We start from the raw sequence: 26,987 nt of genomic DNA on the forward strand, positions 1-26,987 counted from the left end.
AACTGAAAAAACCTATTGCCGACCCCTCAAAAAATTCTGAAGTATTTGAACGGATTCTGCATACTCAGGATTTCCTTTGTAGCCGGAATTGATAGCACCGTCCAAAAGTTTTCTAAGGCTTTCAACATTAATTGAATTTGATTCCAAAAAATGAGCCAGTTGTGCTCTATTCTCATCACCAAAGAACAATCTCATCAGCCTTTGAACAGGCTGAAAGTCTTCTTGATTAAGTATGTATAGTATATCAGAGTCAAGAGGACCTTTCACCTAAAGGTGTTGAGGCGGTTTTCAACAGAAGGGTCTCTAATGCCAAGGCTGGGATCTACAATCATTCCAAAGATAGAGAAGACATCTGCCGCACCCGAGTCAAGAGCATGGTCAATATACCGGTCGGCCGTTGTGCCGGATACATAAATATCGTCTGCAAAAATAAAAATTGAATTTTCGAAAAATTCTCGCCCCGGAAGTCTTGTTTGTCCCCTGCTATTGGCTCGTCGTCGCTCATTCGCACTGATATCGGCGTAATTCGCCGGGTTAGAATTGAATCTTGAAAACCTGACGAGAGTAATGATTGGCAGATCTAATTCAGAAAGAAGGTTGTTCAAATCAGTGGTCACGAGTTCAAATACAAAAGAGGAGGCGGAACCTACATTTCTTACACCGGGCGTGCCCAAAAGAACGTTGAGTTGGCGTGATTTTGCATCATCAAATAATTTTCTCAATGGACTGCCCATTAATTTGATCTCCGCAGACAACCTGTCTGTTATCCGCTTTGCTACATCTCGAATATCTATTTTGGAACCAAACTTCATCAGACTATATTGGCGTGCCAAAAATTCTAAGGACTCATTATTTTCGCCAACGAACTGCCCACTTGGCAACTCCTTTAGAACTTGTTGGGCAACACTTTTCCTAAAAAATCGTAGACCATTTTTTTGAATTAAATCGCAAGCAATGAGATACTGTTCTAAAAAATAAAATGCTTCTCTATATTGAGGCAATCGATAGTATCCATCAGTTGAAGTTGCTTCTCTGTAAAGAGAAAGTAAAAATTCAGTTCCTGCAAGAGTAAAAAATCGTTCTAATTCATGCTTTTGTTCACCGTCCATATTTTTCTTATCTAAGACAAATTTCAGGTTTCTAGCGGTAATTAGCATTTTATCCAATGGGTTGGATTCCAGATAATCATTTAGCTCTTTGAGATTTCCAAAAAATCCATGATTGAGTTCTGATTCAAGCGACGGCAATTCCTGCCTGAACTGATTTGAAAACTGATAAAAATATGAAAAAACAACCGACCCAATGTCCCTAGAAGAAAGAAAATCATCAATCTTTATCTCATGCTTTCCGCTAATGCGTGAGTCATCTACGACAAGAACAAGACGACCCTTCACGACTTCCGTATCCTGGGGGTTCAAGCTGAGCCGTCTTTCATTCATCATTCGTTCTCTTCCAGCAGTATCTGCGGTCCCATAATCTGATGAACTGAAACCGCCCTCACGGACAATTCGAATTTTCTTGATATCCCATTCTGGATGTCTTTGAGATAGAAGGTCAAAAACCACTTCTCTCAAGTAAAAGGCGGCTGTGGGGGTTGACCCATAAGCTGAGGGTGTAACGGCTATTTTTCCAGATGCAGCGAGCACAGCTCTCTGGAAATGTGTTGATTCCTCAAGGGAATTGGCCATTTTCGTTGCGATATTACGAATTGCGCTGGTGAGCCCCAACTTCAAAAGATTATAGAATATTCTGTTAGGATCATTGGTCATTTGCGCGAATGAATCTATTTTGACAAAACGAACTACCTCTTTTTTTACGCTAGGAGAAATCTGAATGCTAAGATTTGAAATCTCCTTCCAATTGTTTGTAAGATATCCATTTTTTGCAATCAGGCCATTTCGATCTAAAATTATGCGCAATATTTCAAATTGTTCGGCATCTAACAGAAAACTCCTTTCCTCGAGAGGAACCATTCTGACTTCTTCATATATGGCAGCGATATTATTCAACGGGACGTTTTTTATCAAATAGGCCATAAGCTTCGGTTTGTTTTCTTTAGAGAACAATACGCGAAGCATTTTCTGAGTGATCTGAAGGTATTTTGCTCGAAGAATTGCAGTTAATGAATTTAAGTCTTCAACCTCAAAAGAATTGAGCAGAAGTTCGACATAAGCATGATTTTGACCAAAGTCTCGATCCAAGTGAATAGGCGTAAAAACAAAAATTTCCGAGGTTCCCATTTCTCGAAAAAGTCGCACATGCTTCTCTATTGTCAGTCCTGTCAAAACGATATCGTCAACATAGAGGACAAATTGACCTTCAAAGGCGGAATCTTTAATCACGCTCGAAAGAGAATTATCTAACTGATTTCGCTGATTGAATTCGAGGCCGGCATAGTTTGGGTTACTTGGCTGTCTTTTATGGAGTGGCCTGAACGTAACAACAGGGTATCCCTTTTCGACCAGATATATATTGAGGTCGTGAACAAGTTGTTCCGCGAGAAAACGTGCCGAGTTTGAAATAAATCGAGTAGCCGGTGAGGTAACCAGTATTTGCTTATTTGACCTTCTTGCGTCCATCATAAATTGATAAAAATAATCACGTTGTTTGATGTCTGAAATGAGATGATTGGCCATCAATTGTGAAAAGTATCGAATAGCCGTGGTTTCCCCGTGTTTCAATAAACTGAATTGCTTTAAAATGAATGCTTCATATAGATCAAGTGCCTGTCGATCCACTGACACGGCTTTAGCTTCTTCGTTTTCGACCGCTTTTTTAAACGTAAATAGAGTTTCCCCTACGTTTAAAATAGACAATTCACCATAAATGCCCGAGCGAGTACCATCTACTTCCAGTGGTGAAAAGTTCCGATTAGCCCTGAAGGCAGTATTCTGTAAAATTAACCGAGAGCAAGCGACGACCTTTCTATTTGGCCCGCTCACTTCTCGATGAGCTAACGCAATAGAATCCACAAAGAATAAAGAAACGATAAAAATGAATTTAATATGGGAAATTGCCATTTGCTTTAAAGAGCACAATTCTTGATATGAGCGTATGGCCATTGGCATCCTTCACAGTAATAGAATCCCTTAATCGAAAAGGCATGTTCAACTAACTATGACGTCATTGAATTTCCACCAACGGCCTTTCACTGAGATATTTTAATTACTCATAAGGCCATTTAGGGCACCCTTTTAAGATCATTTCTTTCCAGTGGCCTCAATATGCAATATTGAGGCCCTTTCTCGGTCGTTGAACTCAGTGCGAGCTAAAAGCAGAAATTTTTCCTCAAAGGTAATTCCACCTCGCTCCAGCCCTTGAAGTGGAATAAGATTACAGATCATTCCATTTCCATATGAGATTGAAACTTCTCAATATTTCTTAATCGAATGTATATTTTTTTCAACGAAACGAAATCATTTTGAGTTTTGCAGTTGGCATCAATAGGACACTCTGTTCTCCTCGAAACACTATTGAAGCAAACGGCGCAATTCCGAAATTCTCCAGCCACTTGCTAAGGCATCCCATCCCGGAGTTAGAATCCCGTAGGTGTTGCAGTACTTTTCATAGTGAATCTTTCCAAATACGGGGCTCCCGTTGGAATAGATGGTTGGCTGATAGTATTCGCTGATATTGGAGCGGCAGTCATAATATTGATTTGCTGTGTTCTTGGTGTAATAGCTGGACAAAGTGTAATAGCCATAGCTGATCTGGCCTAGGTTCAAATATTCAATCAGATTGTGAAAGTGGTACCAGTACTGCCATTCTGTCGCATCATTCGCCGTGTTATACAAGCTCGAGATCCCAAACTCGCTAACCCAGACGGGCGCCGTGAAGGTCTGATTTTGAACAATGGCAAAGCCAAAGTTCCGACCATAAACCTCAAATTGTTGCTCTTTGGTCATCTCGTGCAGTCGTCCCGCCACAGCTTTTTGATTATCCTCGTACCACCCATAAATGTGAACGGAGTAAGCGAAGTGAGGATGAATTTGTCCCACCTCAATTGGTGAAATTGGTGTGTAATAGGACCCTCCAATATAAAAATTGTATCCAACTCCACTGAGGAAAATAATCTTTTTTGCATTGTGGCTCCAAATCTTCTTTGCTGCTAAGATCTGAGCTCGCCGCCAATCGTAAGCTCCTCCGCCACCCCATTTCGGCTCCGGAGTTTTAGTGCCATTCTTTAAAATAGCCGCGCGCACTTCATTTCGTAATTCATAGCCTATCACTCTCGAATTATTTTGAAAAAGTTGTGCCACCAAGGACCAATCCTCTAACCACTGACTTTCTGAAAAGGACTCACTAAACCACAACCCATCTCCGGCGTTCTCACCGTAATAATCCAGAGTTGTCTGATGGTTATCGAGAATCACATACAGCCCCGCATTTGTTAGGCGTCGAACCATCTCCACAAAGGCTTGCTTTGGCGTGAGACCACGTAGATAAGGGTGGCGTAGCAGAACGGGCTCTGATGTTTTAGGCTGCGTGATCGAGAGCATTTTATTGGCAAAGGGCAAACGAATGGAATTGATTCCCACTTGCTTCATCAATTCGACAATTGTGTCAAAATTCTGAATATCTAGACCATGTAACATGAGGCCACGATCATTGAATCCGTCCCAGTTCATGGAACGCAACCGAATCACTTTATTATTTTTATCCACAAAATATCGGCCACTGACCAATACTTCTGAGGAAGTTGCATTTGAATTTGCAGTGCCCGATGAATCGGAAATATCCGCCACGGCCTCGCTCCTGCTTGCCAATGAACTGGTATCCGTCAGCTTCGCTGAGTTGAAGCTCTTTCCACAGGCCGTCAAAACCAAGGTCGCAGCAATTGCTACAGGTATCAATGATATATTCGCGTTCATCAGTCTCTCCCTTCCATTTAAAGACGATATCCTGTCTCCATTTTAGACATGGAATGTGAATGAATTGTGGAATTGAGAAAAACCTGCACGAAGACGGCTAATCGTCTCAAAATGAGACAAGGCCAAATCCCCGAAATAAAAACCCTCAGGCGCACCCTCATGAAATGGAGAAATGAAATCTTGAATTACTTCGTCAATCGCATTACCAATGCCAGAACAGAAGGCTTTAACAACGTCGCAAAGCTAATCCAGAAGAGGGCTTACGGCGTTAAAAGTTTTAAATTGTACAGACTCAGATACCTAAGTGCTTGTGCTTAAATGACTTTTTTGAATTACCCACCATGAACCGAGTAGAACCGTAGAACCGTAGAACCGTAGAACCGTAGAACCTAATTTTCATTTGCATTCCTATTTTTTATTGAATCTGGGGCTCTAAAAATGGCGGCCCGAGCGACACGACCGACCAAATCAGAAAAACCACCGATGACAGCGGTGATCGCAAGCCCGACCATCGAGCCTACATTATTGATATATTTGAACATTCTCTCAATGTCCAGATCGATTTCGAACGCCAGTTCAAAAAGCTGTTTTTAGACGAAGCGAATTCCTTGAGCCAAATTGCCGAACGCTACTCCGTATCTAGGGAGTATGTCCGCAAAATTTTGGAGAATTCAGGCGTCACAGAATTCGATTCCCACCGGCCCGGCTACCTCACGGGGTCCGTGCCTTATGGGTGGAAAAAGCAAAATGGAAAGCTCATTCCCCATCTCGCGGAGCAGCGGGTCATAGAGGAAATGCACCGCCTCCGCATTTGCGGAAAATCGCTCCGCATGATCGCGCAGAACCTCAACTCAAAAGGGTTCAAAACCAAAGAGGGTAAGAACTGGCACCCTCAGTCCGTCAAACGGGCGCTCGCCCACAATCTAAAAAATTCCCAACAACCTATTAACCAGGAGAAAAACCAATGCTCGCAGCACTCAAAGAACTCATCCTCTTAATCGCATCCATCGTGGTCATTGCACACGCGACTAGCCAGCGCGAATGGCTCTGGCGCCAGATCGCGACGGTTCGTCATGTCGCTCTCACCGAGACGAAGAAGGATTGGGGTTGCCCTAGCATCTTCAATAAATCAGCGTGCAAAAAACTGGCAATGGTAAAATAGATTCGTTTCAGCTGCTGTTCAGCCCCCTTTCGTACTGTGAGCGTTCGTCTTTCGTCGGCGCTCTGATCGATTTTCTTTACATAGGGCCAGAAAATCGTCGCGCCTCCTCCGACTCACAAGCAGTGTACCTTTCCCCCGCATCAACGAAAGGAAGTCATTATGAAACAGCACAGTTCCGAAAGGCGGCATGATGATGGACAATGAAGGTCAGGATAAGTCAGACAAGTAATAAGGTGGCCACAATGCCGCTTATTACGAGGTCACCTGTGATCGAGCCTTATCACTCAGCAAAAGAAAGCCAAAGACCGCGATTACTATAGCTTGGACGGCCAGCGTTTGAATGCTCGGATAAAGGCCCACAAGGTCCATTCTCAGAGGAATCGCAAGCGTAGATACTGGGACAATTCCTGCTTCCTGGAGCGAGTGAATTCCCTTTCCTGCCAATACCACGGCCAGCGCAATCATGGTCCAGGAGCAAACTTGAAACAACTTTCTAAGCGGAAGTTTCTTACTTTCACGGACAGCGAAGTACGAAAGTCCCATGAGCAGAATAAAAGAACTCAGCACGCCGGTTCCCGCGATCGTTTGCCCCGAGGACTCAAGATCAATCCAAATTGCTCGAAGAAATAGTACGACCTCGAAAGCCTCACGAAAAACCGCCATGAATGCCACGACGGCGAGGAGTAAATAGCTGCCCTTGTTGAGCCCATGCTTAAGTTTCGCCTCTAAAAAGTCGCGCCACTTTTTCAGTTCTGAGTAGCGATGAAGCCAAAATCCCACATACACGAGAACCATAACGGCAAGAATCGAGATTGCGCCCTCCATAATCTCGCGGCTCAGGCCGCTCATGGAAATCAGGAGGCCAGAGGCAAACCAAGTGATAAGTCCAACTCCCACAGCAGTTCCCCAGCCGACATGAACCCATCGAATGGCTTCTGGCTGCCCCATGGCTCTTAGAATACTGATAAGGACAATGATGATAAGCACCGCCTCAAATCCCTCGCGCAGGAAAATCGAAAACGCCGCGCCAAAGGCGACTGCTGGCGACATTTTATTTTGAGAAAAAAGATTCTTCGCTTCCCGGAGTTTCCCAAAAATTTCCGATTTTTGCGCTTCAATTTTCGCGATCGGTTCACGCTTATCGAGAGAAGCACGATAGGCGCTCATTCTAGATTCGATGTCCTCAACGAAACCGGGAAGATTCGCTTTCATCTTTGGTTCTAGCGGTTCTATTCCCTCAAGATAAGCGCGAAGTGAGAGCCTTCCTGCGGATTCAAAGTCATTTTCTTTCGCTGCCGCAACACTTTCATTCAAAAGCTCTTCGGCGATCCGCATCGGGTCTTTATTAACCGGTCCACCTGCATCCGTGCGAAGCGAGCCGATCATGGCAATAACCTTGTCGCTTTTTCCGCCCAGCCTTTCGGCAATATCCGCATCTGTGAAAGTTGCCGCTTCCTTCAGTGAAAGCTCGGCGGCCCTGCCCTTAGGGTGATCTGCATATGGAAGCGATTTCAAATAAAAAGCAAGTGCCCAAACGTCTTCATCAGAAAGATGGGAAAAAGCAGCCATGCCGGTTCCAGGGACTCCAAGGCGAATGGTGTTATAGAACTTATAGGGAGCGCTATTCCAAACAAGGTCTGGGTCATGAAAGTTTGCGGGCTTTGGATCAAGACTCGCTCCCGCAATCCCGTCGCCCCTTCCGCTTGCCCCGTGGCAGCTCACGCAATTTGCCTGATAAAGCGAAGCACCCTTGGCTAGATCGGGCCAATGCGTGGGAGCGACCTCGATACCGGCAAGACGAATGGCATCCTGCTGGAGATTTCGGGCGAGCTTCGAGACTTCCTCCGCCGCTCCCTTTGAGCGAATCAGAGACTGAAGTCGATTTATTCCCGACATGAATTCTTGATTCACGTGAAGTTTTTCGACGCCGTTCGCGTTCTTTTCGACAATCTCTGCGAACTCCACTTGTTCCGCGTATTCAGATTTACTGACTACTTTTCCGTTCTGAACAGCACCGCCGTAGTCTTTTGCAAGATAGTCCAAAAGATGCACAACGATATCCGGGGAATTTTTGGGTGCAGGCGGATTCGCCAAGGCTGCAACAGATAAAGAAAAAAGAATTGAAAGCGTAAAAATAATTTTTTTCATAACCAAGACACCATCCAACACAAGAGTCCTAAATGGACAAGCAGTCGTTTAAATTTCCAGCCAAATGAGAAGTAGATGAAAAACACTTGCACCATACTGCAATTGAGAATAGAAATCAAAATATGCATCGTATAGATTCATCGCTGCATGAGCTTTTTCAGGCCCTGTCCGATCCTTACAGGATTCGGATGGTTTCTCTTATGCTCCGAGCCAAAAGTGAAATGTGCCTCTGTGAACTCTCCGATAGCCTTGAGGAGCCGGAATACAAACTCTCGCGGCACCTAAAAGTACTCAAATCCTCGGGGGTTTTGACTTCCACTCGTGACGGGAAATGGATCTATCACTCGCTAGTCAAAAATAGGCATTTATTGGCGGTCCACGCTGCCATTCGAAGCTACCCAGATACCGGCAGGCAGTTTGAAAAGGATCTTCGCCGCTTTAAAAAGCGCATCCTTCTCCGGGAAGGTGGTCGCTGCCGCAAGCCTTCTAGGATTATGGATAGAGAGGCGCAACAAAGGCGGGCATGAAAAAGAGTCTTTTTGAAATCATTAAAATGGATTGCCCGAGCGAAGAGCAATTGATTCGCCTGGCCCTCGGAAAATACAAGTCAGCTCATCTTCAATTTGATCTTCCGGTGCGCCGCTTGACAGTGACTCACGATGAGCGAACCGAAGATATTGTAAAGGACCTGGAAAAATTAAACCTTGGTTCGCGCTTCCTCGAAGAAGCCGAAACTTCTGCGGTGGCAAGTTCCATACAGACGAGTGATGAAAGCCGCATTCTATGGATACTGCTGGCGATAAATTTTGCCATGTTCATTCTTGAGATTGGAGTTGGCTTTTACGCACAGTCGACGGGGCTTATCGCAGACTCCCTCGATATGCTGGCTGATGCCGCCGTCTATTCGATGAGCCTTTACGCCGTTGGAAGATCCCACTTAATCCAGCACCGAGCGGCACGACTGAGTGGCTGGTTTCAGCTTCTCTTGGCTTTCGGTGCCTTTAGCGAAGTTGCGAGGCGCTTCATCTTTGGGAGTGAACCCAACTCCATCTTCATGATGGGAATGTCCTTCATCGCCCTATGTGCGAACGTCACCTGCCTTCTCCTATTGATGAAACATAGGCAGGGCGCGGTTCACATGCGAGCGAGCTGGATTTTTTCCACGAACGATGTCCTTGCAAACATCGGGGTCCTACTTGCGGGAGCGCTTGTCTACTTTTTCAAATCGTCCTGGCCTGATCTCGTGATTGGACTCCTCATCGCAGCTATCGTGACACGAGGAGCCCTGAGCATTATGAAACTCCCTTCGGTTCAAGAGGCAATTGACGAAGCATAGACCGATCCTTCTAATGAACGGCCGCAACGGCTTCTTTCACGACATGATAGGCGGACCTCAGCATCGGCGCCGCGATAGCCACACCAACAATCAGATCCAGGTATTTTGACTGGGTAATTGAAACAGGTCCGCATTCACAATAACATCATTGCGCGAACTCAGCCACGTTGAGCGCATATTGAGATCATCGTTGTTTCTATGCTGAAGCAAAAAGGACCGGGGATGTCCGAGTATCTTCAACAAACGCGCCAACCAAAGCCCCGGGCTAGAGCTTATAAGTGGCTAGGAACAAGGGGGATGGTCATCCTCCTTCAATACAGCTAGTGGGCAATACGCCCCTTCATTTTTGACTCAAAAACAGAAAACACTACGGGTAGAACAATCAGCGTGAGCAACGTCGACGAGATAATTCCACCGATTACAACAGATGCGAGTGGTTTCTGAACTTCCGCGCCAACTCCCGTTGAAATCATCATCGGAATAAATCCAAAGACTGCAACGAGAGCGGTCATCATCACGGGACGAAGCCGCACAAGGGTTCCTTGCAGGACCATCTCTTTTCCAGTTTTCCCTTCCGACTTCAGTTGATTAAAAACATTCACCAGGACCACGCCGTTCAAAACGGCGATACCTGACAGAGCAATAAATCCAATTCCTGCAGAAATACTAAAGGGTAATCCATTGAGTATCAGACCAATAACGCCACCGACGAGCGACATCGGTACACACGCAAAAATTAGGAGCGTTTCTGCAATACTCCCGAAGGCCGCATACACCATCATAAGCACCAGAATCAAAGCAAGCGGGGCCAAGATCATGAGCCGTGACCGAGCTTGTTCTAGGTTCTTGAAGTTTCCACCCCATTCAAAGTAGTAGCCATCCGGCAATTGAATTTCTCTTGCGACAGACTCCTGAGCCTCTTCAACGAAGGATTCCGTATCGCGCCCACGAAGATTGATAAGAACCGCAGTTCGGCGATTTGAATTTTCTCTATTCACAGAGCCGTAGGTTTCTCTGAAGCTAATAGTCGCCAAATTTTTGAGTGGCACTATGGTATTTGCACCAATCCCAACGGGAAGCGCCCGAATGGTATCAATATCTGACCGCGCTTCGTTATCGAGCCTCACTACGATGGGAAACTTCTTTTCCGCCTCATATAGGAAACCAGCTTCTTGTCCTCCTAGAGCAATCGCAATTGAGTCGAGGACATCGGAGATCGAAGCATTATATCGCGAAAGACTATTCTCGTTTGGCTCGATTCTCAGAACTGGAGAAGTTCCCGCGAGATCAACTTCAACATCGCCTGCGCCGCTAACTTTGGAAATGACTTCCTGAGTTTTCTTTGCATATTCGACTAGCTTCTCCAAATCGGGGCCAAAAATTTTAACAGCCACATCAGCACGTGTTCCCTCTAAAAGCTCATTGAAGCGCATCTGAATGGGTTGAGACGCGAGATACGTTTGACCGGGAAGCTCTCGATTTAATTTTTCCAAGAGAGCATCAGTCAATTCCTGATAGGTACGTTTACTACCGTTCACTTTCAACCACTCTGAACGCGGTTTCAGCATAATATAAGTATCGGAGACATTGACTCCCATCGGGTCAGTTGCCACTTCGCTAGTGCCGATTCTCGAAAACACATGATCGACCTCGGGGAATGTTTCGACAATGACATCAGCTTTCTTTTGAAACTCAACGGACTGAGTGAGACTTGCATTGACCGGTCTAATCATGTGAAACGCAAAAGATCCTTCACCAAGCTGAGGAAGAAACTCAGCCCCACGAGTCATAAAGAGCCCAACGCCTAGGACGACCGAAGCCACAGCAAGAGCCATTGTTAGCTTAGCTCGCTTATAAGCCCACTCGAAGGCGGGGACATACATTTTGCGAATCCAGCCCATCAGCCGCGGCTCCTTATCTCTCACTCTTCCTGAAAGAAGAATGCTCGCCAAAGCGGGAGCTGTAGTAAACGAGAGCATAAAGGCCGCAAGAACCGCGATAGCAAAGGTCGAGGCCATCGGAATGAACATTTTTCCCTCAACACCGGTAAGAGCGAATACGGGAAGGAAAACCATTACAATAATGAGCTGTCCAAAACCAGCAGCAGAACGAATTTCAACGGTAGCCTCATAAACAGCTTCCTTGACCTCCTCAGCCGAAAGGCTTCTTCCAAGCTTCTTAGTGCGTTCATGGATAAATCGCACGCAATTATCAAGAACAATAACCGTACCATCGACGATAATTCCGAAGTCGAGCGCTCCAAGACTCATCAGGTTTCCAGAAATTCCCAAAGGCTTCATCACGAGAAACGTCGCCAAAAGAGAAAAAGGAATTGTGAGTGCTGTAATAAGTGCCGCACGCATATTACCAAGTAAAATTAAAAGGATCACTGTTACAAGCACTGCACCCATTAGTAAATTATGTTCGACGGTCCCAAGCGTCGCATTCACCAGGTCTGAGCGATTGTAGACAGTGGTAACTTCAACATCTTTGGGAATGGTCTTCTTGATCTCCTCAATTTTTTCGTGAACTCTTGTCGAAACTGTGCGGCTATTTTCACCAAGCAGCATCATCACGGTTCCTAAAACTGCCTCATCGCCATCATAAGTGGCGGCACCAGTTCTAAGCTCTTTTCCGAGAGCGACTTTAGCAATATCGCCAATAGTAACGATTCGAAAGGATTCAAGAGTTTTAACCGGGATGCGCTCAATCTCCTTGGCTGATTTAATGAGGCCAACTCCTTGAATAAGAAACTGCTCGGCAGTTTGCTCCACATATCCGCCGCCAACATTTCTATTCACTTTTTCCAGAGCTTCTTTTATCTCGTCGAAGTGAATTCTATTAGAGGCCATTTTCTTGGGATCTGGTTGCACATGGAATTGTTTTTCAAATCCTCCAAACGTGTTAATTTCCGCAACCCCTTCTGCGGTTAGAAGTCGTGGTTTAATAAACCAATCCTGAAGAGACTTTAGCTCCATGAGTTGCTTCACACGAGCCTCGCCCTGCGCACGCTCCTTGTAATCAATCACATACTGATAAATCTCACCTAGGCCAGTGGAAATTGGACCAAGCTCCGGACGTGCCTGGGCAGGCAAATCACCAGACACTCCTTGAAGGCGCTCGGTCACGAGCTGTCTCGCACGATAGATGTCGACTTCATCTTTAAAAATAATAGTTACTTGAGAGAGACCAAAGCGAGTGATCGAGCGAACTTGCTCGACACCACCAATACCCCTCATGGAAGATTCCACCGGAAAGGTAATGGTTCTTTCAATTTCTTCAGGCGCGAGTCCTTCAATGACAGTATTGATTTGCACCTGATTGTTTGTGATGTCGGGAACCGCATCAATTGGAAGGCTCTGGAAACTGTAAAGCCCCGCCACCGCCATCAGCAGCGTTACAAACAGCACCACTCCACGATTATAAATAGCTATTCGGATAATCTGATTCAACATTTTACATACCTCTTAATGTGAGTGGCCTTCCGGTGCGCCGCCAAAGGCGGCAATTTCTGCAATTCGCAAAAAACCAAGTCCATGAACTACTATTTCATCACCAGATTTTAAGTCTTTAGATCGAATACGAATTTTACCTTGCGAACGATTCACTTCCGAAAAATCGATACGCTTATAGAATCCGTTTCTATAACGGAAAACATTTACTTCTGACACCGCCGTTACAATGGCACTCTTGGGAAGTTCGAGCGAGTCACTCGATACTTTGACCCGAGAAAGCTCAAAGTTTTTTTCCGCTTCAGGTGAAAGCTTAAATCCTTCGGACTCGCTTACCTCTAAAATTCCTTTGTCCGGACCTACCTGCGCACTTTCTTCGTGTTCACCATGTTCATTTGATTTTCCGTGTTCATGAGACTCCCCATGTTCGTCGGCCCCAGAATGTTCATCTTCTCTTTCATGTTCATCGTGTTTGTGACCGTCTTCCTTATGCTCATCGTGGTCGGCATGAGGAGCTTCTTTTTCATGCTTGTGTTCATCTTTTTGAGCGTTGACGGCGAAAGTCGCCAAACAGGCAAAAACAGCAACTATTATTAGTAGGCGCTTCATAAAATCACCTCAGAAAACTCGTTGTCGATAATGAGTATCGAACCGAGAGCTTCAAGTGCATCCCGCTCGGATTCATTTCTCTTTTCTTCAAGCTCAATAAGCTGCCGATGGGCTTCAATCACGAGGGAACTAGGAACAAGACCTCTAAAGAAATGCCGTTCAACCCGCTCGTGCTTTTCCTCGGCAGACTTATCGGTGATCGAAGCCTTAAGAGTTGAAATAGTCGCTCTATACTTTTTGACCAACTGTTCACGCATACCTGAAATCTTTCGCCCCGTAAGACTACGGATCATCTCTGCTTCAAGCAGCTTTTGCGTGCCATAAGCGCGACCAGACCCATTGAGGCTAAAGATTGGCAACGGCATTGAAAGAGCTAGTCCAAAATAATTTTCGCTCGCTCCGCCATCCTTTTGGATCTTGACCGCCGGACCTACTTTAAGATCGGGCCAGGCATCCGCATCAGCTTTCTCCTTTTGCCCTCTTGCGGCCATCAGCTCACCCTCTGCGAAGCGTATATGCGGAGACGATTCGATTTTGCTTTGATTAGAAACCTCGGGCCAATTCTCCTTATGATCTGGAAGATTTTTGAGAATGATTTCTCGTGAGATATTTGTTGACGAGGATATCTCTTGCAGAAGCTGATCTTGTTCGCTCTGCAGCTTCACGAGATTTAGCTGATGGTCCGAAGTTGCCATCCTAAATACAGATAAAGAGACTTCTTGCTCGGGAGATAACGCAGCCTTTCCTCGATGCTGACCAATGATTTTTGAAAACGTACTAACAGACTCCTCTTCAATTTTAATTTCATGCTTTAAGTGATTGAGACGGTATAGCTTTAAGATGAGATTGAGCTTTGCCTGTGAGAAGTTCAAATCTCGTCCAGCCATAGCCTTTTGAAATTCTCCTTGGGCTTCTTGAATAGCCGCCCCTCGTTTACCGCCGAGGCGAATATCAAATAGGAGGGCTGCAGTCGTTTCCGACTTATCAGATCCTTTTTGAACACTTTCGGCCTCAAGCTCAGGATTTATCCACTGACGGGCAATGCCTTCAAGATTACCGGCGGCCCTTAGTTGCTGGTCGGCAATTTGGATTTCTGACGATTGCTCAACCGCGCATTTCACTAGTTCTTCATAGCCTTTGGGTTGGCACTTGCTCGATTGCGCATTCCCTGGCACTGAAATAGCTAGAAGGAGGAGGCCGATGCCCCCTCCTATAATCGTCTTCGATCTCACTTTATTACGGCCTATCACGATATCCTCCCCTTGCGCCGGGTTTCAGCGTCGTATCTTGGTGGCATTGGGTTTCAGGTGAGCCTGGACTCTGCACACAATTCGGTTTGCGCTCCACAGAGGAGCAGGCAATGAAAAAAAGTGGCAGAAAAATTAAAAGTAAACGTGCGTACACATAACCTCCTAACGGCTGTGAAAAATGGCTAAGATTGGTTTTGAAAATACTTAGACGATAGGAGGTCTAAAAAGGCTGGATGGATAATTTGATGGCAGTGTAGCCACATATGCTGGGAGCAAAAGTTTCTTAATAGGAGCAACTAAACCGCTCGATGCAGTAGGCTGGACAAATGCACAATGTCCGAGATGGCAACTGTGGCAGGGAGAGCCTTCATGGTGGCAATCAGAAGCCGGAGCTGAGTCGCTACTATTAGTATGAATTCCGACTGCAAGAATCTGCGCTTCATGGCTCTCAATGCAAACGCTATCGGTCCCGGTGATTACACCGGCCAATGTCGCGAAAACTAAGAACAACGAAACTAAAATTTTCATTCTTTCATTTCCTAACATCAAGCTAATACTTAAGCAAATCAGACCTCACATTTTCGAGAAATGTAGTACTGCCGCGTTGAGTCTTCCCGCCGAAAATCGTCAAGCCTCTATCACTTCACTTGCAATATCGAACGCCCTCATTAGTTTACTCATACTGATTCGTTAATTGCTTTTAGGGTGACGGCTCTGTCGGCAAATCGCTACGATCCGTCAGGCAGCCTTAGTCGAAACAAAAAAGGGCTGGGGTGCCCAAGCATCTTCAACAATCGGCCTGCAAAGAATTAACAGCGGAAAAATAGACCCCTCGAACGGCTGTTCCACCCCCTTCGCATTGAGAGCGTTCGACTCCATCGGCGCTCTGATCGATTTTCTTTACATAGGGTCACGCCAGCTCCTCCGGAGTCCGTCATGCCCCTTGTGCCATCCGGCCAGAAAATCGACGCGCCTCCTTCATCTCGCTTGCAGTGCCCCTTTCCCCCTCAGCCTTTGGTGAAGGGGGAAAAGGTTCCCCGCATCAACGAAAGGAAACGCTATGAAACAGCACAGCTCCGAAATGAAAAATACCATTACCAATATTCTCCGCAAGCACGGCGAACTCGAAAGATTCCTTGGCTCCGAGGAATTCCATTATCGCATCGAAAAGCCAAATTTCCTGCCGCTTGTAGTTGAGCGCCATGAACGCCAACTTACAGTAACCCACTATCGAAAAGAGAATGGCGATCTAATTACCGATCCAGATATGGAAATTCTTCTCGGCGCAGATGGTGAATGGTATCCCGTAGCCCTTCAACTTTGGAATGGCTCTTACTATCGTGCCCGCTGGTCAGAGGACGGAAAAGAATTTATCAATCCAAAACAAGTACGCGAACAGGTGTCTTTTGCTCGAATGTGGGCACGTAATCTCAGGGAACAGGGGTGGTGATTCCACCTCTACTTACTCCTCTTCCTCAATTCGACATTTTACGCCATCAAATCCATCCGGAAATACGACACAAAATCGCTGAAAAAAATGAATTAATGCCCGCTCCTCTAGGTGCCTTCTCTGTGCGTCTTTATTTCCAATCTCGACTAACCACTTCGATGGTTTGTCTAACATATCTTTCAGCAGTGACTCATTACCTGAAAATTGTTGAACCCTAAAGTAAAAATGATCAATTACAAACTCACGAGACTCATCCTTGTCGAGCGGCCACTTTTGCTCAATGGATGGAAATTTATTTTTATTCAAAATGATAGCCTCAGCAGAAGAATCTCTTGTGTAGATCTCGAATACAGGAATGTAGCCAGAGTCCAACTCAATTGTACCCGCCAAGTTTTCAATTTCTAATTTACGTGAATTCCGATGCCAGGAAGGAACAAATCCATTCAGCTTGTACAAGCTTCGAGACGCCATTCTCGTACACAGCAGTACAGCATCAGCCTTCCAAGCCAGGGAATTGATTATGGCTTCAATAGATTCGCTCTTTAATTCACATTTTGCGGCTATTTTTTTATAAATCGTGGCATCTTCACCTGATGACATTTGCTCGCCATAGTGATCATCTCTACCCATGTAATGTACATGCCACTCCTCAAAAAAAGTCGCTTTATCATCTACAATGCTGATTCCAAACCTCGGTCCTTTTCCACTCGTAGGATCATTTGCTTGACTGTCGATCCTTCCAAACGTCGAAATAATCGGGCGGAGTCGCACACGCTCTTTGTAAGCACGAACATTTTCATGTCTAAACTTGTCTACGACCTCAGGTGAAATATTAGTGTTAATCTTTTCATCGGCATCAGCAATGTCCTGGCGTTTTACTACATCAGCAAGTAAGCCTCTCAATCTATCACCCTGCCCAAAGGCCACTGGACTCAAGTAGTCCGACCACTGATCGCGGCTTTCGATAAATGTCTTGATCATATTTTCCAAAGGCCCATCAGGCCTACACATGGACGAAAAATCACGATTAATAGGCAATTTCAAATTAAGATACTGTTCATCAGAAACTGTGGAAAGAGCAGTCAACATTCGCAATACATAAAGACGTGAAAGCTTGCTGTGGAAATCTATTGCATGAACCTGTCCGTCTGCGACGACCTCCCATCTATCCCAGTTCCAAAAATCCTCTGTCTTAAAATTGCATGTTTCAGCAAATAGCTCCGTTATGTCGATAGGATTAGTGGGAAGGTGAATCGACACCTTGTCAAAAAATGATTTTTTCGTACGCTCTGCCAATAGCCAAGAGCCCAAACCAAACATAAGCTGCCTTCTCCGTTTGGTTATCTCCTCATCAATTGCCAAAAGGGCTCTTTGGCGACTAAGACGCAATTCAAGACGTTCCCTATCTTCGCCAACTACATTTCCATGCTTTAATTGCCACTCCAATCCATCCACTTCATGTCTGCCCTTAAAGTATCGATCCTCGCTTAGCCCTGTAAGGACAACTCGCAAATAAGAATCGAACATTTCCGAGTCATCCTGATCCACCATCGCCTTCAGAAGTTCCGAAAGAAGAATCATTATGTAAGTGATAAAATCTTTAGTAGCCTTCAAGTCTTCGATCGACGCAGAAGTATCCTTCAACTTTGGGGCAATATAGTACGATACAACCTCCTTTAAAAACCTCGCTGACCTGTCTCGAAGGTAGGATTGTATCTCTGGAGTTTTTCCCCGCTTTGATAGGTAATAAAGACTAGCAGTGAAGCCGATAAATTCCTGAAAGAGGTAGTGGTCATTTCGCTTTGCCGCCCTTACCGCAATTCCAATAGGTAGATATGCAACTTTCTTCAAGACATCTAGATTTTCACCTTCAATAGAGGCCTCCATGAGATCCCTCACGTCTTCAACCAACCATCGAGTTTCCGTCCAACCGCCAAATAGTGAGGTCCTTTCCTTGAGTGCATCATCAAATGAATATTTTCCGCCCTTACTTTGCAAATATGTTACAAAGCCACTCGCTAGCTCCTTGTAAATCTCGCAACAATCCTCAATAGTCGATAGATCACGTTCACGCATCGCTACCAGAAACTGATCTCTGACCCCAGCCAACTCTCTGCGAACTTCCTCTGAAAATGAGTCTTCGCTAGAAAATCGAAAGGTTTTTTGAGCTAGCTCCTCCAAAATTTTCAGATCTTTATCATCATTAACCAGCGACCTCTTGAAGCAAATTAACGATGAATCATCGTCGGATATTTGTTGAAATGGAAGCTTAAGAAGATATCTCGATTGATCCTTCGACATCTTTGTTTTACCGGCCTCTGCGATCATTCCTCCATCTTCAACAGCAATTCCAACATCTGTCTTTACATTCGAATCACTCTTGAAAGTAACCCCTTTTGCTAGACCCAACTTTTCCAACCTCTCAGCCAGTTCTTTGAGCAGACAGAGATTAATATCAACAATGTTTCCCCTTCTCTCAGTCTTGATCACAAAATAGTCGTCGGAATCCTTGTATGGCTTCCACGGATTGTACTGAAGCAAAATCCTTTCATCCTTAAGTCGCGCTAGCAGCTCGTTATGAGAGAGCCGCTCTCTCATCGCAAATTCCGTACTCTTTAAAAGTCGCTCCCTTAAAAGTGCGATTCTTTTTTTGAGAAAGCGATTCTTACTAAGCAAAACAGAAATTGTTCGGCTCAAAGAAAAAATTGTCAATAATCCAACAACAACCACTGAAATCCACGAAAACAAATTTGCATCGAAAAAAACGAATGAAAAAAAGACAAGAATTTCAACAACGGCAAGCGGGTAAAGAAAGCTCTCTCTTAATATAACCCTGGCACGATCTTTAGATAAATCATCACGAAGGGTTTCGGCGGCAAAGATCAAAAGAGCAAAAATAATTGCCCCAATACCAGTATGAATTGCGATAAGGCTGTCTCTGCCAACATCTGGCAGCGCATAAAATAAAATACGAAAAAGATCATGCAGAAAAGTCCCGCCCCAAAATTCATGGTCCGGGCACCGAGTGGGTAGAAAATCCCAAATATTTACTGATTTAGAAATCGCAAACAATACATTCGGAATAAAGACCGAAAAGAAAAGTATGCTAAATCCACGCTTGGACGGAATGTATAGAATGCTGAATAGTTCCTCGCGACTGAATGTGGCCGTCGATTCATCTTTAAACTTTTTGGATACAATTGTGGCTAAAGAGCAACTGTCGTCTCTCAAAATTTTTTTGCTAAATCTATTGAACACAAACCTTAAATTCACTTCTCAGACTTTCCTTCATCCTTGTTAGAGTCAACACAGTACCGAAAAATCTAGCCAATTCCCCTCATCAACTCATCCGCCCTTACTTCAAGGCTCCGAGCAACCTTGAATACCGTGGTGAGATTTACGTTCTTTTGCCCAGCTTCAATACGCTGCCAGTGCTGACGCGACTTGATCGGCATGTCGTCGCCGGTCACATCGTAAACCGTTAGTTTCTTCCTCTCGCGCAACTCTCGTACCCGTTCCCCAAAAGCACGCAAAATTTTCTTATCGGCCTGGGAAATTAGGGCCGTTCCTCTTTTTACCGCCAAGAGACCTCCTCCATCAAGCGCATGATCGTATGCACTTGATTCTCGACGTCTTTTGTGGTTGATGTGCGTATGATCGTATGCAGTAGGGAGCCGCTATGAACATCGAGCTAACTAACGAACCACCGAACTGGCTCCAGCAGTGGCGCTCACGGGCCGGATTGGAAGCTCACGAGGCGGATCGGGCACTCGACCTCAAGCCAGGGACAATCGCTCATTACGAAGAGTCGGGGTTTAGCCGAACCCCCTTACGCAACATCAGCAAGCTCGCCAAACTCTATACTGTGTCGCCCTTTGAGCTTTACGGAGCCGTTGAGCAGGAGTCTCAAAGAATTCGTGAGTCGAAGAACCCGCATTCCTAAATGACGCTCCGGGTGTTCTAAATTCAGAACAAAAATTTCTGCACTAGATTCCTTTATATATTCATCTGTTTATCTAAGATTTAGGACTCAAAAGGAAGAGAGCCTGTTCGAAATTACAAACACAATTGCATGGGCTCATGATTCAGCTATTTCATTTTTTATTTCAATTACTTGACGCGATGCTCAGCAAACAATCTCTGAACCACCTGTTCGTAAATGCAAACAAAAACTGCTTAATTTTGTTGCATTGCCCAATAAGCCGGGATACCTAAGTCCAGTATTTTCCGGGGGTTAATACACAATTCATCGCTGATTTTCAGTTGGTCCAGCCGTTGCTCTAGCACCACGACGATTGATCCCCAAACCCAGGAGGTTGCCGGATGGCATTTAAAATCCTGGTGGTGGACGACGAGCAGATGGCACTCGAAACGACCAAACTCGTTTTAGAGCCGGAATCAGATCTCGACGTTCAAACCACCAACAGTCCAGATGAGGCATACCGCAGAGTTCGTGCGGAACCGAACGGCTTTGCCGTGATCCTCCTCGATTTGAAAATGCCCGGAAAAGATGGGGTCACGCTCGCAAAGCAAATGCTTTCCCTAAATCCTTATCTCCAGATCGTAATGAATTCAGGCGACCTATCCCGCGAAGCACTCAAGCGAAGTTACTCCGCAGGGGTCACGGACTTCATCGAAAAGGATGGCGACCCAAACTTATTCCGTACTCGCATCCGACAGCTCTGCAAAAAATTTGAAGAAACGGCACAGGAATTCCAATGTGCTGAGATTCCTGACGAACAAGAAAATCTTATTCGATCCATCGATATGGTCGGAAAATCTAAAGCCATGGCAGATGTGGCGAGCCTTGTTCTGCAAGTGGCCCCAACGGACAGCAACGTGGTCATTCACGGAGAGTCCGGCACGGGTAAGGAGTTAATTGCTCGCGCCCTCCACAAGCACTCTCTTCGTAGGCAAAAGCCTTTCGTTGCCATCAATGTTGCAGCGATCCCCGAGAATTTGCTTGAGAGTGACCTCTTCGGTCACGAGCAAGGTGCATTCACAGGAGCTAATCGCGCAAAAATTGGAAAGCTGAAGCTCGCTGACGGCGGCACAGTTTTTCTGGATGAAATTGGAGATATGAAGCTCGACCTACAGGTAAAACTTCTGCGCTTTCTCCAAGAAGGCGAAATTCACCCTGTCGGCTCCATTAGAACCGAGAAGGTAAATGTCCGCGCTGTTGCCGCCTCCCATGTAAATCTTGAAGAAGCGGTCGCCCAGGGTAAGTTTCGCGAAGATCTATTCTATCGCTTGAACGTGGTGAAAATCGAAGTTCCGCCACTCAGGGCTCGGCCTGAAGACATTCGTCCACTGATCTCACATTTTCAAAAATCTTTCGGCAGTGAAGGCAAAACGATTCTCATGAAAACCGTCCATTACCTTGAGCGCTACCCCTGGAAAGGAAACATTCGCGAACTGGAAAATGAGCTGGAACGTCTTATGACCATCGTTCCCGCGAAGCGAATAGAGCCAGAGCATCTCAGCAGCAAATTTTTTGTGGATTACGAACGAGAGCAGTTCAGTCTCTTTGATCGCACCTATCCGGAGTTTCTCTCATGGCTGGAGCAACAGGAGCGCGATTACTTGATTAACAATTTATCAAAAAGTAGTTCGCTTCGCGATGCCGTCAAAACAGCGAATGAAAGCACCACTCGGAACAATTTACGGTCGCATGAAGAAACTAGGAATAAAAACAGGAGAAAATCATGAACAAACAATCTAAGAAAAATGTCGGGGCCGTATTAGCCGCCCTTGGCGCCATTGGATTTTTGCATTCGAATGCCAATGCGTTCGAAATCAAGAGTGTAGAAATGCACGCCGCGGCTGTTCGCGTTCTCGTGGACAACGGCATAATCGCCCCGCTTGCGCAGGAAAACTGGTATCAAATCAATCGAAAACGACTGGAAGAAGTAATGACCCAGGCCGACGCTGCGGCTCCCAGCGCTGTCGGGCTTATTGAGATGCTGAAGGCAGTCGCCGGTCCTGACGTGGATATCCGTGAAGTGAATCTATTCTTGGCAAGACTCGGGACTCAAGATTACCCCGCAATGGGCAAGTAAGAGGACGGCGTGTGAATGGCATTCAAACTCATAACTATTTCAATTCTCGTGATGGTCGGATTTATGAATCCTGAATCTCAAGCTAAGGCTTCGACGCAATTTCGTTACATCATCACCGAAACATCGGCGCCAAGCTCTCTTGATCCACTCGATGCAGACAGTACAGCCAACTTGCCGGTCGTCCGGATGATCTATGCGACCCCTCTCGAAGCCGCAATCAACAATCAACTTACCAGCCGAGTTTTAGAGTCCTTTCGCTACGACACTGAAAAAAGACGTGTCGAATGGAAAGTAAAATCCGGAATTAAGTATGAAGACGGTTCTCCCATAACGGCGGAAGATGTCGCGTTCGCTGTCGCTCGAATGGCATACACACGGCCAAAGTTCCCCATCCTTGAAGCAATCGAAGGATTGGACTCTTGGGTAAAACAGCAGACGCTCTTAAGAAATTTCCCAAGGGGATCACGGTTTCCGATAACATCGTCCGTATCCAATTTGCGAGCGACGTGGATCATCCACTCTTCCGATTTTGTCTTGAACTATTCTCCATCATTCCTCAAAGGTGCGTTGACCCGCGAACGAACAAACTCATATGCGCGAAAATTCCTGAGAGTGGTCTTTATAAAATCGCCGATCAGGGGCAAAAGCAGATCAAGTTTTTAAAACGAAGCGATGCCAATGAGCAATCAGCCCCAGATCAAATTAGCTTTGAATACAAGACCCCAGCAGAGTTGGTCGCCGACCTAACGACACTGGATGATGCAACCGTAATTGCAGGAAACGAATCATTCTTTGCACCAGGTATCTTGCATGATTTAGAGGGAAAACTATCAGTTAAGTACACCCCAGCAGCTCGCTTCTCGGTTCTTCAGATCAATCAGAGTGTGGGTCCATTTAAAGATAAAAAATGTCGCCAGTTATTTTCTAAAATATTTCGCACGTCCTACCAAGAAATCGCAAAAGATTCTCCCGCAGAAGGTAGCGTCTTTACCAAAATTCTGCCCGGATATCTCAGTTTAAAAGACCTTGAAACCGAAAATTCCCTATCTACCTCCGAAGTTCAAGCCTGCAAAGCCAAGCTAGCGAAGGAATTATTCCCCTGGGGATATGCTGAACCCGAAAGAGATGCCATTTTCTTTCAAGCGTTGAAGCGCACTTTTGAAGTTCTTGACATCAAAGCATCAAGTCCCGTTATCAAATCCACACGCAAAGAATTTTCAGACCTATTCGCAGAGGGGAAACTCGCTTTTTTCAATGCTGGCTCTGGATTCTGGGCACTTGATCCGGCTGGCGATATGAAAATGCTGCTAACACCGAATCTGCACAAGCCACTCAAACATGTGTCAGACGATGAAAAGCTACAGTCACTTATTGCGCAGCTAAGTTCATCTTCTTCCAACTATGCAAAGGTAAATCGTTACCTCTTTGAAGAGGCGCGTTTTAATGTCTACACGCATGTCCGTCGATTTTTTGCAGCGAAGAATAAAAAACTGCTCGGAGATGTTCCCTTCGCGATTACATCCCCAGCCCCCTGGCAAGTATTCAAGGTGAACTGATGAGTGCAAAGGCCGATCAGTTTCTTCTTTCATTTACCGCCAAGTTAAAAGAGCGTGGCCGGCTGCCGAAGCATATAGAGGTGAGTTCACTTTCTTCGGGAACCATGGCGAGTATTTTTGATTCCGCCCCATCATCTGTCATCAATGAATCTGTTTTTTGCGGAATTGATCCAAACCCAGCGACTGCTGTTCTTAAAGGGCTGGTTGAAATGATCGAGCGTCAGGCTTTCTCCGAGGGCTACAAAGGTAGCCTTGCTCATTGCCAAACAACTCGTTCCGATGGGTTTGCGGCATTCCCGTTGGGAGTGGCTTCCCATGCCGATGCGATTGCTAGGGAGAACGGACTTTGCGAGGCCATAGAGCGATATGTCTGGGCTTCTTGGTGGGACGATCAATCCATCGGCCACGAAATTCGGCCAGTCGATTTTCAAGCCATTTCATCTGGAGAGTCGCTTCTTCGGGACCTTCAGAAAAATCTTTCACTCGACTCGATTGCTGAAGTCAGTCCTTGGATGGACGACAACGAGCGTGTTGTTTTCATCTATTTGGCGTTTTTGTATCCTATCGGCGTGATTTCTGGTGGCGCTTGTGGAAAAAAAGAAGACTTCGAGGGCATTCGTTATCGAGCCATAGCTGAACTCCTCAGACACGGGCTGGCAGTTACGCGCCTCAACACCAACCCTGATTCCGAAATGACATTTTATGAAAAGAGGCTCCGCTTTTTTGGACTTACTAAGGACGGAACAGCTCTCGCACGAAGTCGTCTGAAAGCCAGAGGATCGAGCACTATCAAACTTCCAAGATTAGCGCATGACAGTCCGGTGCTTCACTCTCTTTCCGAACTTGTGGCTGTTCACCGTTGCCACTTTGAAAGTCAGCCTGAATTTGTCGGAGGAAAACTGGAGCGGCTATGCTTGTAAAATTGCTCCACCTCCTCGACCCCCGGAAGGCGATCGGCCTTTTCGCGATTGCTGTTTGCATTCTCACTGGTGGTCTTTACTTTATTTTTGATACCTACCTTGATTCCGTAGGCAAAGAGATCGCAGGAAGCTGGCTTCAGTCTGAGGCGGTCGCCATTCAAGAGGGCAATCTTCTGACATCCATTTCAAAAAATCAGCGTGTATTACTATCGTCACAATTTGTGAAAGGAGTAAAACTAATTGACAGCTCTGCGCCCGGGCGAGGTGCGCTAATTGAGTTCGGCGAGTCCTTTCAGCCTTATTTTCAGAAGTATTTGAAAGACGGAAAGATTCTGAGTTTCACCGATGGGTTTCTGTCCCGACAGGTTTTATATCGCGTACCCGAACGCCCGGACTTAATCTTGAGCTTTAAAACCTACTCTGATTTTTTAACCCGCAGCTTTACAGCGGCTGTTGCCGCATTTTTATTTTTCTTGCTTTTTCTTTTCGTTAACATTCGTCGTCTAGAATCCCGCAGAATTGCGGCTGAGAACAAAAATAGAATTCTTCTTGGCGAAGTCGCCGCCAGAGTTGCACATGATATTCGGTCTCCACTAAATACCCTCAACGCTGTTTTGGATACTATCACTGACATTTCCCCCGAATCCAAGCGACTCCTTACGACAGCAATTCAACGAATCCGTGAAATTTCATCCGGAATTTCCGATCAGAGTCGGCTTGCTCTAAAAGAAAGTAGAAACAGAACTGAATCCGGTGAGCCAACAACCACAAAAACAGAAGTCACGCTGCTATATACTTTGATGGAATCACTGGTTGAAGAGAAACAAGTTCAGTACAAGGAGCGGGCGGGACAAATCCGACTGCTGTCGCCCTCCGATCAATCATTTTCTTCTTTCTGTGCTGTGAATCCACTGGAACTGAAGCGCAGCTTATCAAATCTTGTAGACAACGCTGTTGAGGCTTCCGCGCCAGATGCGCCTATCAAAATCGAAATTTTTTCTGATGGCACTCAGGCCGTCATAGAGGTGTCAGATCATGGTCGAGGGATTCCAAGAGATGTCCTTTCAAAAATTGGCGAACGAGGTTTTTCCTTTGGAAAGCCAAAAGGAACCGGCCTTGGCGTCCATTATGCCAAGAAATTGATTGAAGGATGGGGAGGATCATTTTCGATCTCATCTGAGATGGGGCTTGGAACTTCGGTTCGAGTGACTCTTCCTGTCGTTAAAGCGCCGTCCTGGTACATGGATGCCATTTCTTTAGGGGACTCCAATACCGTTATCGTAGTGGACGACGACCCCACCATTCATGCTCTGTGGCAAGAGCGGCTTAAGACCGTTCGGCCAGAGGTAACAATAGAGCATTTCTTTGAGCCAGAGTCCGTGATGTCCTGGATCGTGCAAAATCGCCAGACTCTTGATAAGTCTATTCTCCTTACAGACTACAACCTGAATTCGCGAGCTGGCGACGGGATTTCTGTTTTAGAACGCTTCGGCGGCACTCATCCGTTTTCGGTGATGGTTACAAGCGCGTTCGACGATCAGCGACTTCAGGAACAGTGTGAGAAATTGAACGTTAAAATACTGCCCAAATCGGTGATGAATTTCGTGCCGATACAGGTGATGCAATGATTATTATTCGACCCACTGGCGACCTCGCCAAGCGAATGAAGATTAAGCTTTTCCCGACCAACGAACAGTCGTCCACATTGCTGGGCGACTGGTATGCACTCGATCTCGTACTCGATCGGCAGCAGTATATTCTCTGCGTGAGTGAAAATGGGAGGCTACCACTTGTCCTAAAGGCCGCGCCTTACGCAAACTTTCCTGAGCGGCTTCCCTTGGCTCTGAACGATCTTCTAATGGGGATCGGGGTTCCGCACAAGAAAGCTCAACAAGAAATCACGAAAATGGATGCCGTGATTTTGGCGAAAACAGTCAATCGCTCTGTTCTTGGTTCAATGAACGAGTGCCGATATTCGCTTCAAGCCCATGCCCAAATGGGTCGGCTTCAGCACGATTCTCCGCGCATGTCCCTTTGGCTGGCTGATTTAATTTCGCTTGTTCTTCCAGACTACACGCCAAAAGATACTGTGCTAAAACTTTTTGGTGAGCCACCAGCCCCTCGGCCTCGACGGCCACATCTTTCTATCGTTTCTTCAAGAGATTAGTTTGTAT

General features: G+C 45.8%; 23 protein-coding genes. 13 read left to right on the forward strand and 10 right to left on the reverse strand.

Annotated elements, in window-relative coordinates:
• Window positions 1–12: 12 nt before the first annotated feature.
• The 3 genes from IPJ71_04260 to IPJ71_04270 all read right to left on the reverse strand — a co-directional run bounded on the left by IPJ71_04260 (window position 13) and on the right by IPJ71_04270 (window position 4,871).
• A complete protein-coding gene (locus IPJ71_04260) occupies window positions 13–267 on the reverse strand; it encodes a hypothetical protein (protein MBK7842896.1) in 255 nt (84 codons plus the stop codon).
• Window positions 264–3,062, reverse strand: coding sequence for a hypothetical protein (locus IPJ71_04265; GenBank protein ID MBK7842897.1), 2,799 nt, complete (start codon window positions 3,060–3,062; stop codon window positions 264–266). Before IPJ71_04265 ends, IPJ71_04260 begins: the two co-directional genes overlap by 4 nt.
• A 408-nt stretch (window positions 3,063–3,470) precedes the next feature.
• Window positions 3,471–4,871 (reverse strand): cellulase family glycosylhydrolase, encoded by a 1,401-nt coding sequence (locus tag IPJ71_04270; GenBank protein MBK7842898.1) that lies wholly within the window; start codon window positions 4,869–4,871, stop codon window positions 3,471–3,473.
• 66 nt (window positions 4,872–4,937) lie between these two features.
• Here IPJ71_04270 and IPJ71_04275 point away from each other — a divergent pair, with 66 nt between their 5' ends.
• Window positions 4,938–5,189, forward strand: a complete 252-nt coding sequence (locus IPJ71_04275; protein MBK7842899.1) for a transposase — start codon at window positions 4,938–4,940, stop codon at window positions 5,187–5,189.
• A gap of 71 nt (window positions 5,190–5,260) precedes the next feature.
• Here IPJ71_04275 and IPJ71_04280 read toward each other — a convergent pair whose 3' ends face one another.
• Complete coding sequence (locus IPJ71_04280) at window positions 5,261–5,413, reverse strand: hypothetical protein (protein MBK7842900.1); 153 nt, start codon at window positions 5,411–5,413, stop codon at window positions 5,261–5,263.
• Between the two features lie 66 nt (window positions 5,414–5,479).
• Here IPJ71_04280 and IPJ71_04285 point away from each other — a divergent pair, with 66 nt between their 5' ends.
• Entirely contained in the window at window positions 5,480–5,869 is a 390-nt protein-coding gene (locus IPJ71_04285; GenBank protein MBK7842901.1) for a recombinase family protein, read from the forward strand.
• Window positions 5,836–6,033, forward strand: coding sequence for a hypothetical protein (locus IPJ71_04290; GenBank protein ID MBK7842902.1), 198 nt, complete (start codon window positions 5,836–5,838; stop codon window positions 6,031–6,033). Before IPJ71_04285 ends, IPJ71_04290 begins: the two co-directional genes overlap by 34 nt.
• Before the next feature lie 252 nt (window positions 6,034–6,285).
• On the opposite strand, the gene IPJ71_04295 is transcribed toward IPJ71_04290, so the two are convergent.
• Window positions 6,286–8,181 carry a cytochrome c/FTR1 family iron permease gene (locus tag IPJ71_04295; GenBank protein MBK7842903.1) on the reverse strand — a complete coding sequence of 632 codons (1,896 nt, stop codon included), beginning with the start codon at window positions 8,179–8,181 and terminating at the stop codon, window positions 6,286–6,288.
• A 122-nt stretch (window positions 8,182–8,303) separates the two neighbouring features.
• Here IPJ71_04295 and IPJ71_04300 point away from each other — a divergent pair, with 122 nt between their 5' ends.
• Together IPJ71_04300 and IPJ71_04305 are read left to right on the forward strand one after the other, a co-directional pair.
• On the forward strand, window positions 8,304–8,708 hold the full coding sequence (locus IPJ71_04300) for a metalloregulator ArsR/SmtB family transcription factor (GenBank protein ID MBK7842904.1): 405 nt from the start codon (window positions 8,304–8,306) through the stop codon (window positions 8,706–8,708).
• A complete protein-coding gene (locus tag IPJ71_04305) occupies window positions 8,705–9,517 on the forward strand; it encodes a cation transporter (GenBank protein ID MBK7842905.1) in 813 nt (270 codons plus the stop codon). Before IPJ71_04300 ends, IPJ71_04305 begins: the two co-directional genes overlap by 4 nt.
• Before the next feature lie 320 nt (window positions 9,518–9,837).
• Here the strand turns inward: IPJ71_04305 and IPJ71_04310 are convergent, their stop codons facing one another.
• The 3 genes from IPJ71_04310 to IPJ71_04320 are packed head-to-tail and all read right to left on the reverse strand — an operon-like array spanning window position 9,838 to window position 14,828.
• Window positions 9,838–12,972, reverse strand: coding sequence for an efflux RND transporter permease subunit (locus IPJ71_04310; protein ID MBK7842906.1), 3,135 nt, complete (start codon window positions 12,970–12,972; stop codon window positions 9,838–9,840).
• A gap of 12 nt (window positions 12,973–12,984) precedes the next feature.
• Window positions 12,985–13,578, reverse strand: a complete 594-nt coding sequence (locus IPJ71_04315; GenBank protein MBK7842907.1) for a hypothetical protein — start codon at window positions 13,576–13,578, stop codon at window positions 12,985–12,987.
• Window positions 13,575–14,828, reverse strand: a complete 1,254-nt coding sequence (locus IPJ71_04320) for a TolC family protein (protein ID MBK7842908.1) — start codon at window positions 14,826–14,828, stop codon at window positions 13,575–13,577. Before IPJ71_04320 ends, IPJ71_04315 begins: the two co-directional genes overlap by 4 nt.
• Window positions 14,829–15,888: 1,060 nt before the next feature.
• On the opposite strand from IPJ71_04320, the gene IPJ71_04325 reads away from it, so the two are divergent.
• The gene (locus tag IPJ71_04325; protein MBK7842909.1) at window positions 15,889–16,278 is read left to right on the forward strand and encodes a hypothetical protein; all 390 of its coding nucleotides are present in this window, start codon (window positions 15,889–15,891) and stop codon (window positions 16,276–16,278) included.
• 12 nt (window positions 16,279–16,290) lie between these two features.
• Here the strand turns inward: IPJ71_04325 and IPJ71_04330 are convergent, their stop codons facing one another.
• Both IPJ71_04330 and IPJ71_04335 read right to left on the reverse strand, forming a co-directional pair.
• The gene (locus IPJ71_04330; GenBank protein ID MBK7842910.1) at window positions 16,291–19,551 is read right to left on the reverse strand and encodes a DUF2214 family protein; all 3,261 of its coding nucleotides are present in this window, start codon (window positions 19,549–19,551) and stop codon (window positions 16,291–16,293) included.
• 50 nt (window positions 19,552–19,601) lie between these two features.
• On the reverse strand, window positions 19,602–19,862 hold the full coding sequence (locus tag IPJ71_04335; GenBank protein MBK7842911.1) for a helix-turn-helix transcriptional regulator: 261 nt from the start codon (window positions 19,860–19,862) through the stop codon (window positions 19,602–19,604).
• 95 nt (window positions 19,863–19,957) lie between these two features.
• Here IPJ71_04335 and IPJ71_04340 point away from each other — a divergent pair, with 95 nt between their 5' ends.
• The 7 genes from IPJ71_04340 (at window position 19,958) to IPJ71_04370 (ending at window position 26,980) form a co-directional block, all read left to right on the forward strand.
• Window positions 19,958–20,221, forward strand: coding sequence for a helix-turn-helix transcriptional regulator (locus IPJ71_04340; GenBank protein ID MBK7842912.1), 264 nt, complete (start codon window positions 19,958–19,960; stop codon window positions 20,219–20,221).
• A gap of 380 nt (window positions 20,222–20,601) precedes the next feature.
• Window positions 20,602–21,987, forward strand: coding sequence for a sigma-54-dependent Fis family transcriptional regulator (locus tag IPJ71_04345; GenBank protein ID MBK7842913.1), 1,386 nt, complete (start codon window positions 20,602–20,604; stop codon window positions 21,985–21,987).
• The gene (locus tag IPJ71_04350; GenBank protein MBK7842914.1) at window positions 21,984–22,337 is read left to right on the forward strand and encodes a hypothetical protein; all 354 of its coding nucleotides are present in this window, start codon (window positions 21,984–21,986) and stop codon (window positions 22,335–22,337) included. The genes IPJ71_04345 and IPJ71_04350 overlap by 4 nt, the downstream gene beginning before the upstream one ends.
• 419 nt (window positions 22,338–22,756) lie before the next feature.
• Complete coding sequence (locus IPJ71_04355; protein MBK7842915.1) at window positions 22,757–23,893, forward strand: hypothetical protein; 1,137 nt, start codon at window positions 22,757–22,759, stop codon at window positions 23,891–23,893.
• Window positions 23,893–24,813: a hypothetical protein gene (locus IPJ71_04360; GenBank protein MBK7842916.1), complete on the forward strand. Its 921-nt coding sequence runs from the start codon at window positions 23,893–23,895 to the stop codon at window positions 24,811–24,813. Before IPJ71_04355 ends, IPJ71_04360 begins: the two co-directional genes overlap by 1 nt.
• Window positions 24,804–26,441, forward strand: coding sequence for a HAMP domain-containing histidine kinase (locus tag IPJ71_04365; GenBank protein ID MBK7842917.1), 1,638 nt, complete (start codon window positions 24,804–24,806; stop codon window positions 26,439–26,441). Before IPJ71_04360 ends, IPJ71_04365 begins: the two co-directional genes overlap by 10 nt.
• Window positions 26,438–26,980, forward strand: a complete 543-nt coding sequence (locus IPJ71_04370) for a hypothetical protein (GenBank protein MBK7842918.1) — start codon at window positions 26,438–26,440, stop codon at window positions 26,978–26,980. Before IPJ71_04365 ends, IPJ71_04370 begins: the two co-directional genes overlap by 4 nt.
• Window positions 26,981–26,987 lie beyond the last annotated feature (7 nt).

The sequence above is a fragment of the Bdellovibrionales bacterium genome (assembly GCA_016714165.1).
In the GTDB taxonomy this organism is placed as follows: Bacteria; Bdellovibrionota; Bdellovibrionia; order Bdellovibrionales; family UBA1609; genus JADJVA01.

Coding starts and splice junctions, on each gene's coding strand:
- IPJ71_04265 (MBK7842897.1), bottom strand. CDS start 3,062: ATGGCCATACGCTCATATCAAGAATTGTGCTCTTTAAAGCAAATGGCA.
- IPJ71_04270 (MBK7842898.1), bottom strand. CDS start 4,871: ATGAACGCGAATATATCATTGATACCTGTAGCAATTGCTGCGACCTTG.
- IPJ71_04280 (MBK7842900.1), bottom strand. CDS start 5,413: ATGTTCAAATATATCAATAATGTAGGCTCGATGGTCGGGCTTGCGATC.
- IPJ71_04290 (MBK7842902.1), top strand. CDS start 5,836: ATGCTCGCAGCACTCAAAGAACTCATCCTCTTAATCGCATCCATCGTG.
- IPJ71_04295 (MBK7842903.1), bottom strand. CDS start 8,181: ATGAAAAAAATTATTTTTACGCTTTCAATTCTTTTTTCTTTATCTGTT.
- IPJ71_04300 (MBK7842904.1), top strand. CDS start 8,304: ATGCATCGTATAGATTCATCGCTGCATGAGCTTTTTCAGGCCCTGTCC.
- IPJ71_04305 (MBK7842905.1), top strand. CDS start 8,705: ATGAAAAAGAGTCTTTTTGAAATCATTAAAATGGATTGCCCGAGCGAA.
- IPJ71_04310 (MBK7842906.1), bottom strand. CDS start 12,972: ATGTTGAATCAGATTATCCGAATAGCTATTTATAATCGTGGAGTGGTG.
- IPJ71_04315 (MBK7842907.1), bottom strand. CDS start 13,578: ATGAAGCGCCTACTAATAATAGTTGCTGTTTTTGCCTGTTTGGCGACT.
- IPJ71_04325 (MBK7842909.1), top strand. CDS start 15,889: ATGAAACAGCACAGCTCCGAAATGAAAAATACCATTACCAATATTCTC.
- IPJ71_04340 (MBK7842912.1), top strand. CDS start 19,958: ATGAACATCGAGCTAACTAACGAACCACCGAACTGGCTCCAGCAGTGG.
- IPJ71_04345 (MBK7842913.1), top strand. CDS start 20,602: ATGGCATTTAAAATCCTGGTGGTGGACGACGAGCAGATGGCACTCGAA.
- IPJ71_04350 (MBK7842914.1), top strand. CDS start 21,984: ATGAACAAACAATCTAAGAAAAATGTCGGGGCCGTATTAGCCGCCCTT.
- IPJ71_04360 (MBK7842916.1), top strand. CDS start 23,893: ATGAGTGCAAAGGCCGATCAGTTTCTTCTTTCATTTACCGCCAAGTTA.
- IPJ71_04365 (MBK7842917.1), top strand. CDS start 24,804: ATGCTTGTAAAATTGCTCCACCTCCTCGACCCCCGGAAGGCGATCGGC.
- IPJ71_04370 (MBK7842918.1), top strand. CDS start 26,438: ATGATTATTATTCGACCCACTGGCGACCTCGCCAAGCGAATGAAGATT.